16 protein-coding genes are annotated in these 20,374 nt (G+C 63.7%); 7 read left to right on the top strand and 9 right to left on the bottom strand.

The window, feature by feature from the left end; all coding sequences use genetic code 11:
• Positions 1–4: 4 nt before the first annotated feature.
• Positions 5–667 carry a cobalamin B12-binding domain-containing protein gene (locus tag GMST_RS14615; RefSeq protein ID WP_183355426.1) on the bottom strand — a complete coding sequence of 221 codons (663 nt, stop codon included), beginning with the start codon at positions 665–667 and terminating at the stop codon, positions 5–7.
• 425 nt (positions 668–1,092) lie between these two features.
• Positions 1,093–2,142 (bottom strand): acyl-CoA thioesterase, encoded by a 1,050-nt coding sequence (locus GMST_RS14610; protein ID WP_183355425.1) that lies wholly within the window; start codon positions 2,140–2,142, stop codon positions 1,093–1,095.
• A gap of 321 nt (positions 2,143–2,463) precedes the next feature.
• On the opposite strand from GMST_RS14610, the gene GMST_RS14605 reads away from it, so the two are divergent.
• On the top strand, positions 2,464–2,973 hold the full coding sequence (locus GMST_RS14605) for a chemotaxis protein CheW (RefSeq protein WP_183355424.1): 510 nt from the start codon (positions 2,464–2,466) through the stop codon (positions 2,971–2,973).
• Positions 2,974–3,252: 279 nt separating this feature from the next.
• On the opposite strand, the gene GMST_RS14600 is transcribed toward GMST_RS14605, so the two are convergent.
• From GMST_RS14600 to GMST_RS14570, 7 genes are all read right to left on the bottom strand, one after another.
• Positions 3,253–4,359, bottom strand: a complete 1,107-nt coding sequence (locus GMST_RS14600) for a hypothetical protein (RefSeq protein ID WP_183355423.1) — start codon at positions 4,357–4,359, stop codon at positions 3,253–3,255.
• Between the two features lie 416 nt (positions 4,360–4,775).
• The gene (locus GMST_RS14595) at positions 4,776–8,114 is read right to left on the bottom strand and encodes an FG-GAP-like repeat-containing protein (protein ID WP_183355422.1); all 3,339 of its coding nucleotides are present in this window, start codon (positions 8,112–8,114) and stop codon (positions 4,776–4,778) included.
• A gap of 362 nt (positions 8,115–8,476) precedes the next feature.
• Complete coding sequence (locus GMST_RS14590; protein ID WP_183355421.1) at positions 8,477–9,001, bottom strand: HPP family protein; 525 nt, start codon at positions 8,999–9,001, stop codon at positions 8,477–8,479.
• A gap of 428 nt (positions 9,002–9,429) precedes the next feature.
• Positions 9,430–10,878 carry an ammonia-forming cytochrome c nitrite reductase subunit c552 gene (locus GMST_RS14585; RefSeq protein WP_371873126.1) on the bottom strand — a complete coding sequence of 483 codons (1,449 nt, stop codon included), beginning with the start codon at positions 10,876–10,878 and terminating at the stop codon, positions 9,430–9,432.
• A 134-nt stretch (positions 10,879–11,012) separates the two neighbouring features.
• Complete coding sequence (nrfH, locus tag GMST_RS14580) at positions 11,013–11,477, bottom strand: cytochrome c nitrite reductase small subunit (RefSeq protein WP_183355419.1); 465 nt, start codon at positions 11,475–11,477, stop codon at positions 11,013–11,015.
• Between the two features lie 146 nt (positions 11,478–11,623).
• Positions 11,624–13,015, bottom strand: coding sequence for a sigma-54 interaction domain-containing protein (locus tag GMST_RS14575; protein WP_183355418.1), 1,392 nt, complete (start codon positions 13,013–13,015; stop codon positions 11,624–11,626).
• Positions 13,016–13,209: 194 nt separating this feature from the next.
• The gene (locus tag GMST_RS14570; RefSeq protein WP_246399658.1) at positions 13,210–14,025 is read right to left on the bottom strand and encodes a hypothetical protein; all 816 of its coding nucleotides are present in this window, start codon (positions 14,023–14,025) and stop codon (positions 13,210–13,212) included.
• 542 nt (positions 14,026–14,567) lie between these two features.
• Between GMST_RS14570 and GMST_RS14565 the strand changes: the two genes are divergently transcribed.
• The 6 genes from GMST_RS14565 (at position 14,568) to GMST_RS14540 (ending at position 20,306) form a co-directional block, all read left to right on the top strand.
• Entirely contained in the window at positions 14,568–14,759 is a 192-nt protein-coding gene (locus GMST_RS14565) for a hypothetical protein (protein WP_183355417.1), read from the top strand.
• Positions 14,760–15,154: 395 nt separating this feature from the next.
• Positions 15,155–15,385 (top strand): acyl carrier protein, encoded by a 231-nt coding sequence (locus GMST_RS14560; protein WP_183355416.1) that lies wholly within the window; start codon positions 15,155–15,157, stop codon positions 15,383–15,385.
• An 11-nt stretch (positions 15,386–15,396) separates the two neighbouring features.
• Positions 15,397–16,827, top strand: coding sequence for an MBOAT family O-acyltransferase (locus GMST_RS14555; RefSeq protein WP_183355415.1), 1,431 nt, complete (start codon positions 15,397–15,399; stop codon positions 16,825–16,827).
• A 25-nt stretch (positions 16,828–16,852) separates the two neighbouring features.
• On the top strand, positions 16,853–17,785 hold the full coding sequence (locus tag GMST_RS14550; RefSeq protein WP_183355414.1) for a hypothetical protein: 933 nt from the start codon (positions 16,853–16,855) through the stop codon (positions 17,783–17,785).
• A gap of 289 nt (positions 17,786–18,074) precedes the next feature.
• Positions 18,075–18,929 carry a response regulator gene (locus GMST_RS14545; protein WP_183355413.1) on the top strand — a complete coding sequence of 285 codons (855 nt, stop codon included), beginning with the start codon at positions 18,075–18,077 and terminating at the stop codon, positions 18,927–18,929.
• A 48-nt stretch (positions 18,930–18,977) separates the two neighbouring features.
• Complete coding sequence (locus tag GMST_RS14540) at positions 18,978–20,306, top strand: hypothetical protein (protein WP_183355412.1); 1,329 nt, start codon at positions 18,978–18,980, stop codon at positions 20,304–20,306.
• Positions 20,307–20,374: the final 68 nt, after the last annotated feature.

Below are 20,374 nucleotides of genomic sequence, written 5' to 3'. Positions count from 1 at the left end.
CTCCTTAGGCGGCCTGGGCCACGTTGCAGACTTTTTTGGCGACCCGCACCGCCGAGGCGGCGTTGTCGGCGTAACCGTCGGCCCCGATGCGGTCGGCGAAGGCCTGGGAGATCGGCCCGCCGCCGACCAGCACCTTGAAACGGTCGCGGATCCCCTCTTCCTTGAGCATCTCGATCACGGTCGCCATGCCGTTCATGGTGGTGGTCATCAGGGTGGAGAGGCAGATGAGATCCGCGTTTACCTCCTTGGCCTTCTCGACGAAATCGGCCAAGGGGACGTTGCGCCCCAGGTCGTAGATCTCGAAGCCACCCACGTCCAGCATCAGCTTCACCAGGTTCTTGCCGATGTCGTGGGTGTCCCCCTCGACGACGCCGATGACGCATCTCTGCCGGACGCGGGAGTCATCTTTCTTGAGGTGCGGTTCGAGCACGGCGAGCGCCGCGTACATGGCGTCCGAGCAGATCAGCAATTCCGGAACGAAGTACTCTTCTTCGTCGTAGAGCTCACCGGCGCGGTTCATGCCGCGCACCAGGCCGTTGGTGATGGCGTCGTACGCGTCGAGCCCCGCCTCCACCGCATCGTGTGCGGTATTCACCGCGAGCTCCTCGTCCAGGTTCAGTACGCCGTCCGCCAGGTCTTGCAGGATTTCTTCTCGTGCTCGTGCCATGGGCCCCTTCCTTTTCTCCGTTAGGTCATAGGCTTCCGACCTCCCGGAAGCACCTTAAAAAGCGACCTATGAATATGTCAGAGGGATGCTTGCAGTCAAATTAATAATATTAATCAACAAGATAATAGCTATCGCTTTTACCAATAAAAAGCAAAGCGGTTTCGGAGGGAAGCTCTGGTGGAGGCAATCGCAGCAAATCAGGTGAGTGCGTGTCCATCGTAGAAAGGTTCGGGAAAAACCCCGGGTGAAGCTGCCATCTGGTGATGAAGTGGCGTCCTCCCCCTCACCCTGTCCCGCAAGGGGAGAGGGACCTGATTGGACGCTTTCCGGAGTTCCCGGAAACCAAAAGAAAGCCCCCAGACGCATGATGCGTCGGAGGGCTTGGAGTGGGACGGCCGGTGTCCGGCTGTTGGCGAGGTACGGCTTTAGATGATGTTCTTGCTGTGCTCGGTGAGCGCGAGGTAGCTGCGGTGCGCCGCCAGATAGCGCGCATCCTCGGCGTAGTTGGTCGGGTAGACCTCGGGGACCGGGCGGTGCACCAGGTCGCGGTCCACGTTGACGAAGGTGAACAGGCACGAGTTGGAGAGAGCCTTGCTGGTCCGGTCGCGACTGATCCGCTCGATGTTCGCCTCGACGCAGATGTAGCTGCCGTTCGTGTAGACCACGCGGCTCGTGTAGTGCAGCTTATCGCCCATGCGCACCGGGTGGAAGAAGTTGATCCGGTTTACCGCGGCGATCACGGAACGCTCCGGCGCCACCAGCTCGGAACAAATCGAGGAGATCTCGTAGGCGCGCCGGACCAGGTAGCCGCCGAAGATCTTCTGCGGCACGTTCTCGAACTCGGGGTACATGCGCTCCCAGGAATCAGCCACCAATCGCCCCGCCAAAAGCCCCTGGAAACCAAGGGCGTCCTGGGCGTTGTGCAGGCCGGCAAGCATCTGGTACTCCTCGTGACTGGGGGGACCGGAGAGGAGCGCCTGCTGCTGCCGATACTCCTCCCTGCGGGCCACCGCCTTGTGCGCCCTGAGCTTTTCCGTTTCGTCCTGGTACTCAAGCGGCGGCAGCGTGACGCTCACGGCGTCCTCGCCCATGCCGGAGCGGGCCACCATGGTGAAGTAGCAGGAGGCCACGTGGTTCGCCGGCTCTCCGGGCTGGTCCACCCGGATCCCGATCTCCAGCGACGAGCGCCCCACGTGGTTGATGCGCGCCTGGCAGACCAGGTCCCGGTTCACGTCGGCCGGGTGGCGCACCACGACGTTGTCGATGGCAGCGGTTACCACGCGGGCCCGGGGATGGTAGCGGTTCACGTAGTTGAGCGCCGTTTCCTCGGCCACCTTGTCCAGTATCTCGAGCAAGAGTCCGAAACGGATGTTCCCCTGCAGGTCATCCTCCAGCACCTTGAAGCGGCGCCTCATCTCGAGATCGCTCCCCAGGGGAAGCGTCTGCACGAAGGTGGTTTCGGTAGGTGTAGTCATAGCTGAACTCCTTTTCTGGAACAGATCAAAGCCCCATAATCATTATCAGGTTTGGCGGATATTTCCAGTGCCAGCCTCTGTCAGTCCCCTGCCCCCCGACAGATTCAACACGACTCGTTATGAGCCCCTGCCCCCCCGCTGTTCCTCTGCGGTACAGCACTGTTCTTTCTCAGGACAGCAAGATAAACCAGCGACCTGGCCAACCTGCTGAAGTTTCCGCACTTATCGATCTGGCACTATCCATGTAAGAGAAAAGAGCACGGCATCCAGCTGCACAGGATAGTGCGCCCAGCGGGAACACCGCACAAGGAGGAATATATCATGGCAATCGGCAATGCTCTGGTCAAGCTCGGTGAGGTTACCGACGAACTGATCCAACTGGTGAGCTTCAACCTGAACGGCGAAGAGTACGGTATCGAAGTGCTCAAGGTACGGGAAATCATCAGGCTCCCGAGCCTTACCAAGACCCCGAACACCGCACACTTCATCGAGGGGATCATCAACCTGCGCGGCAAGGTGATCCCGATCATCTCCCTGCGCAAGCGCTTCAACCTGCCGGAACTGGAGCAGGACAGCCAGACCCGGATCATCATCATGGATGTCGGCAGCAACCTGGTCGGCTTCATCGTGGACAGCGTGGCCGAGGTGATCAGGCTGCGCAGCAGCGAGATCCAGCCCCCTCCGGCCATCATCCTCTCCGGTTCGGGGACGGTGGGGCAGGAGTACATAACCGGCGTCTACAACCACGGAGAACGACTGTTGATCATCATGGACGTGGACCACATGTTCTCGGACGAAGACCGCAGCGGCATCGTGGCGGCCTTCGAGTAGCGAGCGGCCGGAACCTGGGTTCCCAATAAAGGGAGCCCAGGCGCACCGGAACGCGGAAGAAAGGCAAATCCCCCTGTCCCCCTTCGCAAAGGGGGAACGTGATATCTCCTGCAGCACGTCGCGGCGAACGAGTTGAGCTTCTCGGCTTCCCGGGATAGCTTCTTCAAGAGCGCGATTTCCCGTGCAGCATCTCGCTCGCCCACGCCCCGCGTAGGAACGGGTGGTCACTCCCCCCTACCAACCCGTTTTTCCCCCGCAGTTCCCGGCCGAAGCTTCTCGCTACCTCCTCATCCCTCCAGCGCCGCCGCGGAAACCACCGCCCCCCTGAAAACCGCCGCCACCGCCACCTCGGAACCCGCCGTCGGCTCCGCCCCTCGGGGCACCGCCGCCTGCGCCGCCGTGGAAGCTCCCGCTGCCACTGCGCACGACACCGCCGCCCCCGCCCTGGAAACCACCCACCCGGCCGCCGCCGGCCGAGCCGGTGCTGCCGCCGACCCGCGGGGTCCTGATCACCACGCCGGAGCCCCGGGACAGGGTGCCGGTCCCCGATGTACCGGAACCGCGGTAGATCACGGTTCCGCCGCTACGGCCGATTCCAACGTTCCCGGTGCGCGGCGCGTTGAAGATCCGCTCCGGGCTGTGCGGGCGGCCGGTAGAGATGAAGCCGCGCTGGTGCCGCCAGGCACCGATGCCCGAAAAGGACCTGCCGTGCAGGCGATCCACCGGGTCGACCCGGTACATCCGGTGCCGCCCGAAGTCGTTGTAGTGGTTGGAGATCAGGACGTGGTGCCCGTGGTAGCGCACGTGGCGGTGGAAGTCGTGCAGGATGAAGTAGCCCGGGAACCAGAAGCTTTCCCAGTAAAAGGGGTACGGGACGTAGTCGTACTGGTAGTAGTAATCGGGAGGCGGGCAGTAGTAGGTGACCACCGGCGGCCCCTCGCTGCTGTAGGCCGAGGAGATGCTGGAGGGGTTCGGGTAGTTCGTGCAGCTCTGCGGCGTTGGCGTTTCCGTCTCGGTCACCGTACCGGCATAGGCCTGCACCGCCAGATCCACGTTCCCCGTCGCCGCGTCGAAGCGCTGCAGCGCATCGTCCCGGGAGAGCGCGAGGTCACCGTTGGCAACCGCATCGTCCAGCGCCTGGCGCACCTCGCCCACCAGGTCCGGGGTCATGGGATAGTCCCCGATCCAGCCGTTTTGCGGGGCCACCCTGACCTTGGCCAGTGCGTTTTCCGCCTCGACCGGGTCCGAGGTCGAGCTCACACCCAGCGCGTTCGCCAAGTTGACCGCAAAGAGTCCCTCCGTCACCAGCGGTTGGCTGATCGGCGGTGCGGAGGCCCCCTCTTGCGCCAGTACCGCCCCTGGCAGCGCCAGCAGTGCAACCAGCATGAGAAGGCATAACCATCCGAAGGTCCGTTCCATGTTCCATCCCCTCGTGCCAGACCGGCACTGGACCTGTCTCGAGAACTCGACCTGCTTCGCTTCTCGTGGCTCAGGCCCTCATCCTCATTATACTGCCGAGGGCTTGCCGAGGGTTAGGGATAAGGTTGTGGATGCTGCACGGGCCGCAGCCAATAGGCTGGTCGATAGATCCGGGAGGGTTAAGGCGGGGACTGTTGCGCGGAGGCTGCGCTTAAGCTCCAAGCGCAAAGTAGATAAGGTTGCCTGACGTCCCAAAGGACGGTGCGGAGCAGGCGTGAGGAGAAACAAACACGGAAGGCAGAGAAAAGGCGGCCCAACCAGCGTAAGCATGGTCAATTGTCCATTGCTTCCACCGTGGGCCGCCTCGGTTATCTACTGCGGGATTACTGGGCGCCGAGGTACTTGAACTGGTAGAGCACCAGGTCGCTGCCGATGAAGATGTCGGGATGACCGTCGCCATCCACATCCCGGACCGCGATGCTATTCGAGCGTCCCAACCGGGACCCCAACTGCCCGCTGCGCCAGTAGAGCTGATCCCCCTGGAAGATGGAGAGCACCCCGCCGCTGGCGACCAGGTACTTGAGGCTGCCGTTACCGTCAAGGTCCGTTACCAGCAGGGCATCCACCGGCTGGGTGCTGAAGGTCGGGATGGTCTTCTTGAGGGCGAAGCTGACCCCATCATAGATGTCGATCTTGCCGTCGTCGCGACCGACCAGGATCTCAAGCTTGCCGTCTCCGTCCACGTCGGCTGCCTCAAGGACCCTTGCCGGTGATTGGATGAGCAGCTTCTGCAGGTGGGTGACTGCATCGAAGACCACGAGTCGGCTCCCGTTCAGGGTGGCGATGATGTCCATGTGCCCGTCTTTATCGAGGTCGGCCAGCTTGATGTCGCCCACGCCACCCCAGGAAGTCCCGATTGCGACGCTTTTCCATTTTTGCTGCAGGGTGGTCCCGTCCAAAACCACCAGGTAACCGTCACTGGTCCCCAAGACGATCTCGCGCTTGCCGTCACCGTCCACGTCTCCCAGTGCCATTGCCGTGTAGGTGACATCGTAAGTGGGCGTCGTCTGCACCTTGAGAGTGTGCGTGATACCGTCGAAAACCTGGACGCAGCCGGAGTAGGCACTTCCGTTCGTCACTACGAACTCGTTGCGTCCGTCTCCGTCTACGTCCCCGATGCGCACCACCCGGTTCTGTCCCTCCCAATCGTTGAGCGGCAACGCCTTTTGATAGCTCAGGGTGTGGCTGGGGAGGTCGAAGATCTGGACGGTCCCGCCGTCGTATTCACTGTTGCTGAACTCGGTCACCATCAGAAGCTGCAGACTGCCGTCGTTCTTCAGGTCACCCAGTGCCAGAGGGCTTAGCCCGCTGGTATCCACGTTCTGCCACTTGATGGTGCCTGTACTTGGGTCTGCGATGTAGAGGAAGTCGGCGCCGGTCGAGGTACCTCCCGCTCCCCAAAGGATCTCCTTTTTCCCATCCTGGTCCACGTCGGCGAAGGCGATCCCGGAAACGCCGTGCTCGGGGTTGTTCACCGACCACCGTTGGAGGTGCGTTGTGGCGTCAATGGCATGTACCCTGCCCCATTGGGCATCTCCGTACACGATCTCGGGGATCCCGTCCCCATCGGTGTCGACGATCAGCACTGCCGCGATGTCGAGGTCTGTGCTGATTTCCCAGAGCGGCGATTTGAGGGCAGCATCAAAGACGGTGATCTTGTACCACGACGAGGCGGCGACGATCTCCTGCTTCCCGTCGCCGTTCAGGTCGCCCAGTTTGACCCGCGCCCCAAAGCCGTTGATGTACTCCCACTTGACGCTCCCCGTGTTGCTGATTACGTATCCTTTGCCGCCGTAACCGGTAGTCACGATCTCCAGCGCGGCGTCGTTGTCCACGTTGCCGACGGCCAGCGAGTTGCCGCCCACCGCACTCTTGCTCCACTTGAGCGCTCCGGTCTGCGCGTTGGAGACCGACAGGGTGCTCCCGTCGGTGCTGATGAAGTCGAGCTTGCCGTCACCATCCAGGTCCGCAAGGGCGACATCGATGAGCGAGTTGCCGATCTTCAGGCGCGACAGTTCCTTAAGCGTGGGGCCGTCATAGCTGCGAATGGTGCCGTCGGAAAAGGCCACGACTGCGTCCTGTTTGCCGTCGCCGTTCATGTCCGCCAAGAGCAGACGCACGATGGTCACCCCGTAGTTCTCGCTGCGCCAGACCTGTTCGTAACCGGAACCGTTCTTACGCACCACGTACCACATCACGTTGCTGCCAAACCCGCCCGCAGAGGCGCTAGCGATGATCTCCTGCGTGCCGTCGCCGTCCAGATCGGCAGTCAGAAGCCCCGCCTGACCAATCGAGGAACCGTACACCCCGAACTGCCAGACCTGCTGCACAGCGGCCGGCTGTAGGGGCTGCACCGGGGTGACTACCACGGTGACGGTGTCCTCGCTCATATAGTAGCCGTCGTACACCGAGAGATGGAACTGGTAGGTCCCCTCGACGCTGGGGGTGAAGCTGGGGGTTGCCGTGTTGGCCCCGGCAAGGCTCATCCAGCCGCCCGAAGGGGCCGAGATGACGTACCAGGAGTAGCTGAGGGTGTCACCGTTGGGATCACTGCTGGCGCTGGCGTCCAGTTGCACCGTGGCCCCGACGACCGCGGTCTGGTCCGGGCCTGCCTGCGCCACCGGCGGAAGGTTGACTGGAGGGGCCGGCGGATTACTGGCGTGCTCGATGGACCAGTCGCTGATACCGTCCCCGTTGGTCTCGGCATCGATCCTGTAGGTCGTGGACTGGAAACCCAGCTGTACCCAGTTGTTGTTGGCCGCTGCGCAGCGAAAGGTGCCTTCCGAGGGCCACAGGTTGTCGTACTTGGCCACCAGAGCGGCTGGCGTGCTTATCTCCAGGTAGCCGTTGTCGTGATCGTAGTAGCGGCCGGAAACGGTCTGGCTCAAGCTCTGCGAGCCGTACACGGTGGCGATCTGGTAGTCCTTGAACCAGTAAGTCTTACCGTCAGAGGCGTCCTTCAGGACCATGTTCATCGAGATGCTGTCACTGGATGAGGCGTAGGTGTAGGTCCAGCCGACATTACCGGTGAGCTCATAGCTGGCGTTGGAAGTGGTAAGGCTCAGGGACTTGAACGAAAGGGTGAGACTGTTCAGGGTCTGCCTACTGGGGTCGAAGCTCCCCAGCAGGTCGCAGCTGCCATTGGTGGTCGTTCCCTGAAGGGTAAAGCCGGTATAGTTGACCGTGCCGTAAAAGGTTCCGTTGCTGTCGTTGACCTGCAGGGTATGGGAGGCGGTCCCACCCTGGTCGCCGTAGGTCACGAAACTGCTTTCGCGGGCAGCGCTCTTGGCGCGGGAGATCTGCTTCTTGCGCAGTTGAGCGGCCTGCTCTGGGATCGCCAGGCGCCGGGTGGAGAGTTTGAGCGCTTGCACCAGCTGGCGCATCGGCAGAGTGCGCACCGCAGCCTTGCCGGTCACCTTCCCCCTGCCGATGGCGCCCACTTCGCCCCCCAGGACGCTGCCGCCGAAGGCACCCATGGCGAGGCTCTCGGCAGTGCCCGCACTGACCGGGGCCGCGCTGCTGCGCCCCTGGTAGGAGGAGGCGGGATCGACCAGGTTCCCGATCTGGGCGCCTCCACCGCCGCCGCTGCAGCCGCTGATCAAGATGCCGAGGATAAGGGGAAATAGGGCGAGGGTGCAGCGAAGCGAGGTGACGGGGCGCATGGGTCCTCCCAGCTCCGCAACCGCCGACCGCAGGCGTCAGGCCACGGCGCGGAAAGCGAAGCACATAGCAGCGAAGCGGCCGCAACGATGCTCCGCGAGCCCGGCCTGAAGAGCCGGGTGCCAAGCCCGAAGGCGACAGCTTCCAGAAGTTAGTAGCCGCACACCGGCAATGGACACCGGGGTACGGCCCAATCGGTTATGTCGCCCTTATGTCACAGCCAACGCTAAATAGCAATAATCAAATGCCATTATCAGGCATAGAGGAGTTATGTGTAGGATTATTTCTTATGACTGGTTTTACAAACCCCTGACTAAGAACTGTCATTCTTGCAGTGCGATCGTCATTGAAGGCACTCCGGCGGCTAGATCCAGTGCGTCGGGTATTGTCGGTGGTGCACGACGTTGTTGGTGAAGAGCGCCACCAGCAACAGGACCAGCGCGCCGCTTAAGACCGGCACCAGGACGAAGGACCAGGCGGCGTGACTCTGCACGCCGATCAGCGCCGTCGCCCCGCCGGGGGGATGCACGGTGCGAGTGAGGTACATGAGGCAGATGGAGCCCCCCACCGCGAGGGCCACCGCCCAGGTGGCGTTACCGGCGAGAGCTACGACGGCCACCGCGACCAGTGCGGAGATCAGGTGCCCGCCGATCAGGTTGCGGGGCTGGGCCAGCGGCGAGTCCGACGCCCCGAAGAGGAGCACCGCCGAGGCTCCGAACGAGCCGATCAACAGCGGACAGGCCACCAGTTGGGTCATCAGCGTGATGGCCAATATCGAGATACCGCCGCTTACAAAGCCCCAAGCGGCGTACTTCGGGCAGAGCGGTGCGCGCGGCCCCCGCAGGGTCCCTTTCATTTTGGCAGGGACCTTGGTAAGTCGCCTCTTCATAACTTCCTCCTTTTTTATCAGATCATGACATTGCAAGGGTCAGCATGGTGCAGGTGGCAACGCCCTCACCTCCGCCCCTCTCCCGGGGGGCGAGGGGAGCGCTGCTCGGTGCCTGTCCCCTTTTAATTAAATGGTGCCTGTCCCCTTCGGTGCTGATTGGCAGCTGTCGGTGAACTCGCGTTTTCCCCTTTGCAAAGGGGAGAACGTGGGGCCGCGAGGTGTGCTGCGTAGCAGCCTCAACGCGGCACGGAATTTCCGGGAATCCCTGCGCGCAAACTAAAATGCGCCGGCGCAACCTGCGGATCCCCCACTGCGGGAAGGCCGCGGATGATCATCCGCCCCTGCCGGGATACCAGGCGGCCCCTGCCCCAGATGAAAACGCCGCCCGGTGTCTCCACCCGGGCGGCGTTTTTGAAAAGGACCTTGGCCTACTTCCCGGCCAGCGGGTCCTTGATCTCGTCGGCGGCCTTGAACATGAGCTTCTTGGTCCCCCGGTTGTTCAGGTACTTGGCAAGCTCCAGATCCACCTTCACCGGCACGTTCACCCCCGCTTTGGTGAGCGCCTGCCGCAAGAGCCCCTCGGCCTTGCCGGCGTGCATCGAGGCGTCGTTCAGGATGCGCAGCGCCTCGCTCGGGTTGTGGAAGCCACTCGAGTTCTCGGCGCCGATGTACACCACGCGGTAGAACGCCTCCTCGTAGTGGTTCCTCGCCTGGGCGTAGAGCTCCTGGTCCACCTTCTTCCCCGCCGCGCTCGCCTTGTTGGCCATCTCGAAGAGTTTCGCCACGGTTGCGGTGGCGTAGCCGGAGCGGATGAAGCTCGAAACGGTGCGGTCCTGGATCGCGAAGACCTGCTGGCGCAGCCATTCCGGGGTCTCGGCGTGGCACTGCTGGCACGCCTTCAGATCGTTTTTAAGCGGGCTCATCACCCGGTGGTCCGATACTTTCTGGGCCCCCACCTTGGTGTAGGGCATGTGGCAGTCCGAGCAGGCCACGCCTGCCTGCCAGTGCACGCTGTTGTTGGAGAAGAGCTCGAACTCGGGGTGCCTCAAAAAGGCGAGCTTGAAGCCGGTCACGCTCTGGGTCCACTCGGCGCTCGCCGGGTTGCCACGCAATTTCGCGATGATGTTCTCGATGCTGATCTTCCCCCAGCTGCTGCCGTCCCAGGGGAAGATCACGTCGGTGGAGTGCATCTGGCCGTCTTTGAGGATGCTGTAGGTCACGTGACACTGGGCACAGACCAAGGTGCGCATGTCCTGCTGGGTGAGCTTCGCCGGGTCGACACCCAGCTTCGCGATCCCTTTGCCCAGGGTGAAGTCGCGCGAGATCTTAAGCGTCAGGTCCTTGTTGTTGTGGCAGTCGACGCAGGCGACACCGAGCTCCTGGTGCTCCTTGGGGACCTGGGCCAGCACCTCCTGGTAGGGCTTCCCGAAGTATCCCTCTTTCTGCCGAAGCAGCGGCGAGTACGGGGTCTTGCAGGTGAGGCAGGAGCCCCCCGCCTTGTAGCGCGCCGGCTCGACCGCGAGCTGGTCTTTCACCATGAACATGTGGCCGCGCGGCTCACTGTACTCCTCTCCCATCCCCCAGCCGTTGTACAAAAGCGCCAGAAACGGGTACTCGTCCAGCTTGTCCGGGCGGTGCCCACCCTCGTCGAACCCCTTCTTGTAGCGGCTCTTGCCGGCCGGGGTCGGCTCGCCGGTCTTCTTCCAGAGCTCGTACTCGGCGGGATAGGCCTTGCCCCAGTGGGCCGGATCCACCGTGCCGTCCGCTATGTCGACGGTCTTCACCCGCTCGGCCTTCTCGGGGGCGCAGCCGGGAACCAGGGCCAGCGCCCCGGAAAGCGCCAGCGCGGCGCAGATTGCAATCGTCAGTTTCTTCATTTTCATCTTCTCCTTGTCAGGTTCAGCGGGGAATTCCGGGGATGAGGGATACCGAAGGGCGATGAATCATCCCCGCAGGTGGTTATCTCTAGAGCCTGCTTCAGCATCCCCGGAATTCCCGGAGGAACCTCTGGTTAGCGGGTGGCCCGGGTGCCGGTCAAACGGTGCCTGAGTGGTCGGTGACAGTTCCAGCAGCGACGGGTCAGATCGACGCCGGCAAGGGTGGTTTGGTGGCAGCGTACGCAGTTCTCCTGGACGACCTTCGCTCCGTGCGCGCTCAACTCGATGCGCTCGGGGACGTGGCCAGATTGGAAACAGATGACATCCTTCATCCCGTCGATCCCCTTCCAGAAGTAGTGCACGGCGGGGTTCCCCTCGGGAAGGTGGCAGTCCACGCAGCGCAGCCTGCGGTGGGCGCCGGCGTGGCTCCAGGCCTCGTGCTCCAGCTCCATCACGTGGCAGCTGGCGCAGAAGGCGGGGGACTCCGACTTGGCCAAGAGGTTGGGCGGGCCGAGTGCGAGGAACAGCGCCGCGGCAAGCCCCGCCAGGGCGGCGGCCAGCAGCGCCGTCAAGGGTCGTTTGGGTTTGCTGAATTTCATGGGGACTCCTGCTGTGGGGTTGCCGTTTCGGATACACGGCATAGTCGCAGGTTGTGTGCCAACCCCGGCAGCAGGATAACGCGTTGATTTTTCGTCGCGGTGGGTGTGAAGGTTGTGGGAAGGTGGGAACTTCGGGAGACGCGGCGTTACCCGGCGGTAACACCCGTCTCGCGCTGCTTCAGTTTCTTCCAGAGTGTCTTGCGCGAGATCCCCAGGAGCCGGGCCGCTGCGCTGCGGTTGTTTCCGGCACTCTCGAGGGCCTCTTCGATGAGACGGTCCTGGTATCCCGACAGGTGCGCGGCAAGCGGCGCGGCCGACCTCGAGCCGGCGTGCTGCGGCTGCAGACGTTCCGGCGAGGCGTGCCCCTCGACAAACACGGCAGGGAGGTCGTTTTCAGAGATCTGCTGGCCGGTGCAGAGCGCCACCGCGCGTTCCAGGGCGTTCTTCAGTTCGCGCACGTTGCCGGGGTAGTCGTAGCAGCTCAGCAGCCGCTGCGCCTCGGCAGTCAAAACCAGCGCCGGGCGCCCCATCTGCGCCGCGAAGCCGGCCACGAAGCGCTCCGCAAGCGGCACGATGTCCTCGAGGCGCTCGCGCAAGGGGGGGAGTTGCACCGGTATCACGTTGAGCCGGTAGAAGAGGTCCTGCCGGAAGTTCCCCAGGGCGACCTCGCGGGCCAGGTCACGGTTGGTGGCGGCGACCACACGGACGTCGACCGAGATCTCCCGGGTGCCGCCGATCCGCTCCACGGTCCTCTCCTGGAGCACCCGCAACAGCTTCGCCTGGGCGGCAAGCGGCATCTCGCCGATCTCGTCCAGGAAGATGGTGCCGTTTTGCGCCTGTTCGAATTTCCCCTTGCGCTCGCGTAGGGCACCGGTGAAGGCCCCCTTCTCGTAGCCGAAGAGCTCCGACTCCAGGAGGTTTTCCGGCAGCGCGGCGCAGTTCACCTTGATAAGCGGCCCGCCGCGGCGCCGGCTCAGTTGGTGGATAGCCCGCGCCACCAGCTCCTTGCCGGTGCCGCTCTCCCCACCGATCAGGATGGTGGAATCGAGGGGTGCGGTGGCGCGGATCACCTGGAACACCGGCTGCATGGCGGCAGAGCGGGCCACCAGCTCGCCGCAGGACTGCTCGGCCTGGATCCGCTCGCGCAAGACCGAGTTCTCCACCTTGAGCTGCTCCTTCTCGGTGATGTCGCGGCTGAGCATCACCGTCCCGACGAAGCTGCCGGCGGGGTCGCGGACCGGGTAGTAGACGTTTTCGTACACCTTCCCCTTGGCGCGCAAAGGTCTCGTGTGCGAGGCGAGCTCCCCCGAGCGCAGCGCAGCGAGGATGCCGCCGATCCGCTCCCGGGCCAGCGGGGAGTGCATCTCCAAAAGGTGCCGCCCCAGGAAGTTGGCCGCCTTGATCCCCCTGATCTGCTCCGCCGCCTGGTTCACCAGGACGATCCGGTTGTCGTGGTCGGCGAAGATGATCCCTTCCCCCAGGCTGGCCACGATCTCCTGGCACACCAGTAAATCCGCGTTATTCTCCATCTGCCGCATAGCTGTCTCCCTTCGGTTACCGGTCGGTAACGCCATGGTAACGGCAAGGAGCGCTGCGATCATTGACGGGAGTCAATTTTGACCTGAATCCAAGGGAGGAACGTGGATAGGGAGGGGCTGCGGGAGACTGGCGCCGCCGGGGCCGGCGGGGGGCGTGCGACTCCGTCGGGGGGGCCGCACCGCCTGGGCCGTTGTTACGGGAGATTGATGGTGAGCTGGGTGGTAAAGGCCGGTTTGCCGCCGGGAGAGCTGCCGCCGTCCGCATCGGAGAGCTTGTAGAACGGGTTGTACCAGACCACGCCGGCCAGGACCGAGATCTGCTTGGTGAAGTTCCAGGCCGCCCCGACGCTCACCTCGCCGTTGGCGTTGTTGCCGCTCAGGTAGTCGGCTCCCAGCCAGAGCTTGTCGGAGACCTCGGCGATGGTGCGGTCCCAGGAGGCGAGCACGCCGCTGTTGTTGTGCGGGTTCGCCGGGGTGCGCAAGGCCCGCTGCGAGCCGAGGTAGCCCCCCGCGGAAAGCCTGCCGATCACCGGGAGCGTCTTGGCCGCCAGGAGGTAGGCGATGTTCTGCCTTGTGGAGACGCCGCTGGCCGGCCTATCGTAGGTGCCGGCGTTGAAGATCCCGATGGCGAAGGCCGGCATCCACTTCGCCCCCAACTCTTCCGCGGTCGCCAGCTTCGCGTTGAAATAGAAGGGGTGGTCGTCGGTTTCGCTGCCGCTGCCGGTGGTGACGTAGTCCACACCCACCTCGAGCTTCACGTTCTCGAAGGGGAGCAGGCCGGTCTCCACCCCCAGCGCGTAGGAGTTGGGCCCGGCGTTGGACTTGCTGGAGAACCGCGTGTAGTTGGTAACCGAGATCGCCAGTTCCTTGAGCCCCTTCGCGTCGGTGGAGGGGATGTTGATCTGGGCCGTGGGCGCCGCGTAGGCCGGGACCGCCAGGGCTAACAGGGCAAACGCCAGGAGCGTCTGTTTCAGGGTGGGCATCTTCTTTCTCCTTGCCAGGTTGAGCATCTTTTTTCTCCTCTGCGGTCATGCGAGCACGAAGCGCTGCACCAGCCCCAGGAGCGGATCCGCCTTTCCCCCATAAGCTGCCAGCCGTGCGCGCCGGCTCGCGTGCTCCGAGGGAGGTCTGCTGCGCGACCTCAGTGGTCCGGGCTATGATGCCTCGCTAACGCGCCGGTGCTCGTCATGTGCTCTTCGGCAGCGCTGGCGATTTCATTAACCTGGTGTGAAGCCTGGTTACCTGCTTCGCGGCCGCACCTCCCGGAAATAGTTTTACATACCATGCAAGACCACCCGCCTCCAATGCTAAAAAAGCCCGGATACCCCGGCGGGGCTGTTGCCTGTACCGGCGCCGGCGCTTCCGCGGCACAAGAAGAGCAGACGCCACCGGTGCCCCGGGAAGAGGACAAGCCTTTCCCCGACCCGCTCATTATTAAGGCAAATTATGTTGAATCAAGGAGTTATGTTTCAGTAGCATGTTGTTTGTGTCTTTCCACAGCACTCCGGAGCGGCGTCTCCAAGGCACACGAACTACGCGACGAGGAGATAGCATGTTCGGCATCATCAAAAGGTTTCTCAGGGGGACTTCCCCCAAAAACGAGTTGTCCGCTCTGCCCGTAATCGCCCTGACCCGCCCCGCGCGGAGCGCCTCCCGACCAACCTACAGTTCATCCTACGCAGCAGATACCTCGGCACGGATGGCGCAGCGCATGAAGCTGCAGCGCATCCTGGAAAGGGCATAACCACCGGCACCCGGCTACACCACGGGCCGCGGTCGCTTCCCGAGCCGCGGCCCCGATCTCCCCACCGGTTCCTCTTCCCTCCCCCTCCTCCCCAGCCCATACTCTCTGCGAACAGACCCGCGCCCACTACCGTGAGAGAGATCTAATTTTTAGCTGGCAGAGTGCAGGCTTTTATGTTAAAAAACACCAATCACACCTTCCTGACAGGCTACTCTCCCGCCGGCTCTGAATCAGCGCGACGGACGCTGCGCTCCGCTGACAGTGGCGATCCAGCCAGAGACCGGACCTGGCGACACAGGTAGACCGGTTGCCGCCCCCTCTGCCAGCAGGCAGCAAAGCCGCTGACAGTTTCCCGATACCACACCTTACGCTGAGGTGAGCTATCCGGAGCGCGTATGGATCTTAAGGCCCACCTGAACGACCTGTGCCTCGAGGTACTCGGTGCCGACCTGGACCAAAGCGTCCCCGCCATGGCGGCAGGGCTCACCTGGGACACGCTCGCCTACGTGAGGCTGGTGGTCGCCATCGAAAGAAGGTTCGGCATCGCCTTCTCGCCCAAGGAGCTGCTGACCATCGAAAACGTCGAGGATCTGCTCGACTGCATCCGCAGCAAAATCGCTGCCTGACCTTCCCTGCCATGCCCTTCAACTCGCTCAGCTACTTCCTGTTTCTGCCGGTGGTCTACCTCTGCTGGTACCTCTCCGGCGAGTGGGTGCGCCCCTGGATCCTCCTCGCGGCGAGCCTGGTGTTCTACGCCGCGCTCCGGGTCCCCTACCTGGTCGCCGCCCTGCTGCTGGTCTCCTTGACCAGCTTCGCCTTCGCCCGTGCCCTGGGCCAGAGCGTTTCCCCCGGCCGGCGCAAGCTGCTTTTTTGCTGCGGCATCGCAACGGAACTCGCCATCCTGGCCGGGCTCAAGTACCTCCCGCTTTTGGGCGGGGTCCTGCAGCTGGCGAAAGCCTTTGGCCAGCGCTCTCCCGGCCTCACCGAGCTCACGCCGCTGGTGAGCATCGGCGCCTCCTATTTCACCTTCCAGGCCCTCTCCTACCTGATCGACGTCTACCTCGAGCTGGAAGAACCGGAACCGCACCTGGGCTACTACACCCTCTACCTTGCCTTCTTCCCGAAGCTCCTGCAGGGCCCCATCGAGCGCGCCGCTGACCTTATCCCGCAACTCAAGGCGCACCCTCCCTTCAGCTACGACAACCTGCGCTTCGGGCTGCTCCTTTTTTGCTGGGGGCTCTTCAAGAAAGTGGTGGTGGCCGACCGGCTCGCCCTCTTCGTCGACCCGGTCTACAGCGACCCACGCAGCTATACCGGGCTGCCGCTGCTCGTGGCTACCTACTGCTATGCCCTGCAGATCTACCTGGATTTCTCCGGCTACACCGACATGTCATTGGGGAGCGCCCGGATCTTCAACATCGAGCTCACCCAGAACTTCAATTCGCCGTACCTGGCACGCTCGGTCGCCGAGTTCTGGCGCCGCTGGCACATAAGCTTCTCGCGCTGGATCCTCGACTACGTCTTCCGCCCCTTGCAGATGCGCTGGCGCGACCGCAAGAATGCTGGGACCGCGGCGGCGCTCTTGGCGGCCTTCCTGGTCTCCGGCCTCTGGCACGGCGCCAAGTGGGGATTCCTGATCTGGGGCGCGCTGCACGGCCTGTACCTCGCCGCCTCGGTCTACTACAAGCCCTACCAGAAACGGCTGCACAAGGCACTCGGGGTCGAGAAGAGCCGACTGCTGCACCTCTGGCAGGTCCTGGTCACCTTCCACCTGGTCAGCTTCGCCTGGATCTTCTTCAGGGCGGCAACCCTGGAAGACGCCCTCTACGTGGTGCGCCACCTGGCGAGCGGGCCGGGCGGGCTCTGGTCGGGGTTCCTGCTCGCCCAGGGGAGGTTCGATCCCCTGGTGCTCGTCCTCTGCCTCGGCCTGCTGCTTTGGTGCAAAAAGAGCGAGCTGCAGCTCTCCCGCATGCCGACGGCGCTGCGCTGGGCGGTCTACTACGCCCTGGTGCTCGCCATCTTCCTGTTCCAGGTGCCGGCCAGCACCTTCATCTACTTCCAGTTCTGAATCCGGAAGCCCGAGGGGAGCCAGCGTGACCACCTTTTTGAAAAAACTCGGCATCTTCCTCGCGGGGCTCGCGCTTTTGGCGAGCGCACTGCAGCTGGCGGCGGACCGCGGCCTGGCAAAGTCGGCCCTGTGCCGGGAGTGGGAAGATCTCTTCTCCTCCCGGATCAACGCTGACCTTTTGATCCAGGGTTCCTCCCGGGCCTGGGTGCAGTTCTCCCCCAAGGTGCTGGACCGGGCGCTCGGGCTCAACTCGTACAACCTGGGGGTGGACGGCCACAACTTCCTGATGCAGTACTACCGCTTCCGGCTCTACGAGAAGTACAACCAAAAGCCCCGCTACCTGATCCAGAATATCGACATGCTGACCCTGGAAAAGCGCAAGGACCTCTACGCCCTGGAGCAGTTTCTTCCCTACCTGGACCGCCCCCTGGTACACGAGGCGGTGAGCCACTACCAGGGGTTCGAGCCGATCGACTTCCTGGTACCCGCGGCGAAGTACCGGCACAGCAAGACCGCGGCCATCTTCGGGCTCAAGGAGTGCCTGTTCCCGACCCCCAGCACCAAGTACAAGGGGTTCGAGGCACAGGACAAAGAGTGGGACGACGCCTTCCTGAGGTACTACGCCAGCCATCCCGGCGGGGTGCGCGTCCAAGTCGATCCGGCGACCAGGGTGCTCTTCGACGTCTTCCTGTCGCGCTGCGCCGCCCGCGGCATCAAAGTGATCCTGGTGTACGCCCCCGAGTACATCGAGGCACAGGGTTTCATCGTGAACCGCGCGGAGGTGCTCGCTATCTTCCGGGAGTTCTCCCGCAGGTACCGGATCCCCCTTCTGGATTACTCGCACAGCTTCATCTCCTACGACACCCGGTACTTCTACAACTCGCAGCACCTGAACGCCCGCGGGGTGGACCAGTTCAACACGCTGCTGGCCCGCGACCTCGCCCCACTCGTCAGGTAGGAAACCGGGAGGCTCCTGGCTCCGCGAAATGCCCGGATCCCGTATACGACTTCATCGTCCATCGTTCTGTTTCAGCCCCGCCCCCGACCCGCCTCGCCTGAAGTTCATCTCCCCCTCAACAGTAAGACAGAGACCATGATGTGCAGTTCATACTCATAGAGACGAGAAGCAACTGTGAATTAAATGTGCACGTGGCATTGTATCAGTCACAGCCTCGTGAAAAGACTGGATCAAAGCACTTTTTTGTGCGATAGTTCCTACTCGAAATCTTACGCGGTGAGGAGTTCGCATGGCAGCAAACGCTCAACTGGTTGAAATGCTGGTAAAGACTGGATTGATCACCCAGGCTGCTCTCGAGCAGGCCGAGGCGCGTCGGGCATCCAGCGGCCAAGCTCTGGGCTGGACCCTTTGTGAGATGGGAGTCATGAGCGAGGACCAGTGGATCGACTCCCTGGCCAAGGGGTTCGGCTTCAAGACGGTGCAGGAGATAACCGGCTACTCCTTCTCGCCCGATCTGCTCAAGCTCATCCCCGCCCCCTTCGCCGCCCGGCACCTCATCTTCCCGCTCAAGGCAAAAGACGGCATGCTCGCCCTGGCCGTCACCGACCCCTTCCACTCCCCCCCGCTCAACGAGGTAACCCAGCAGACCGGCCTCAAGCTGATCCCGTTCCTAGTGCGCCGGGCGGACATCAAGGAAGCCATCGAGAAGTTCTACCAACCGGGCGCAGCTCCCGAAAAAGCTCCGGCCGCAGCGGTGGGGCGCAAGATCCTGGTGGTCGACGATTCGCACTCGATTGCCACGATCATCGCCGCAGCGCTCGAGAAGGAGGGGTACCAGGTGGTGATCGGCCACGACGGCATGGAGGGGCTGAAGCTCACCATCGCCGAGCGCCCCGACCTGATCATCTGCGACACCGTGATGCCCCGGATGGACGGCTACGGCCTGTTGCGGGCCCTGAAGGGGAACCCGGTCACCGCGCAGATCCCCACCCTCCTGGTCACCGCCAAGTCGGGGTGCGAGGACGAGCAGCGGGCCCTGGAAGCCGGGTTCATCGATTTCATCCCCAAGCCGATTCAACCGGTCCGGCTGGTCTCCCGAGTCAAGCGGGCCTTCGAGATCGCCGCGTCCCTGAAGCGCCCCTAAGGCCCCGAAGCGCCGTCTCTTGCCTGATCCCGTGTCATCGAGGTTGCGATGTTTCTGCTGAACGAAGCTCTCAGGTCGATCGAAGCCGCCGAACCCCAGATCGTTTCCGTACACCGCTGCACCGAAGCGCTCTTCCTGGCTCCGGAGCGGCGCGAGCAGCAGATGTGCGAAGCCTTTGCCTGCCTGATCCGGGAGGGGGGCAACGACCGGGTTCATCCGGCCATCTACCTCACCCGCAGCAGGCAGGCCCTGGTCTATGAACGCGATCCGCAGCAGGGGGCGGGTGCCACGGCGGAAACACTGCAGCGCGCCCTCCAGTTCCTGGAAGGGTTCGGGTTTCGGATGGAGCCGGTGAACCTGGGCGGGAACCAGGCGCTGCGCCGGGTGGTGCTGGGAGGGATCAAGGTGGTGCAGGCGCCCCAGCCGGGGACGGCACGGCCGGCGGCACCCGAGCAGGTCGCGCCCCCCGCGGCCGCCCCTCCGGTCGCCGCAAGAGCCGGTGCCGGCACGCCCCAGCCTCCTGAAAAGAGCGCCACGCCGCCGGCCGCAGCGCAGTCGGCCCCGGAACGCGACGGGGAGCAGGCGAGAAAGAGCGCCGCGCGGATCGCGCAGCTGGAGCGGGAACTGGCGCAGGCCCGGGCAGAACTCGCGGAGCTGAAGGCGGCCGGTGCGGGCCAGCTTCGGGCGGATGATGACATCGACGAGTTGGCCCTGCTGCAGGAGGATTACCAGGCGTTGCGGGCGGAGTACGTCCTGATCAACGACGAACTGACTGAGCGTCAGAGCGAATTGCAGCGCCTGCAGGCTCATTTCGAGGAGCACAGCAAGACCTCTGCCGGGGAGATCGCCAAGCTCACGGCGACGGTGCTGCGCCTCTCCGCCCCGGCGCCCACCCAGGAGCGGGTCATGGTCCAAGCGCCGGCGGCGGGATCCGGCCCGACCGCCCCCTCCTCCCCGCTCACCGCCGCTCCCGCGGGGGCTGCGGACGAACCGGTCGCCTTTCACCTCGACCCCGATCTCGCCGCCATTCCCTGCCGCTCCAGCGACGAGATCGTCGACCTGCGCAGTTCCTTCAACGCCATCAGGATGACCTGCGGCAGCGCCAAGGCGCAAAACTGCAACGCCTACATCTGCGGCGTGCAGCGCGCCGGGCGGCGTGAGATCTACCTGGCCATCCACCTGACCGAGGACCGCCGGTCGCTCATCTACGTCCCCCAGCGGCAGCCGGCGGACGCCGAGGGGTACGAGCGCGCCCTGGAAGGCGCCCTCTCCTTTGTCGAGGTAAGTGGCTTCATCGTCAACCTGGAACCGTTGGGGGGCGGCCCGGCAGCACGGACCAAGGTCTTCGAAAAGATCCCGGTGCTCGGCCTGCGCTAAAGCCGGCACGCTTCGCTCCCCTTCCCTCTCCCGCAGTCCCCAACTCCAAACGCAAAAAAGCTCCGCCC

Source organism: Geomonas silvestris (genome assembly GCF_014193515.1).
Lineage (GTDB): Bacteria > Desulfobacterota > Desulfuromonadia > Geobacterales > Geobacteraceae > Geomonas > Geomonas silvestris.
The sequence above is the reverse complement of the archived record's forward strand: the minus strand, read 5'-3'. Positions and strand labels throughout refer to the sequence as shown.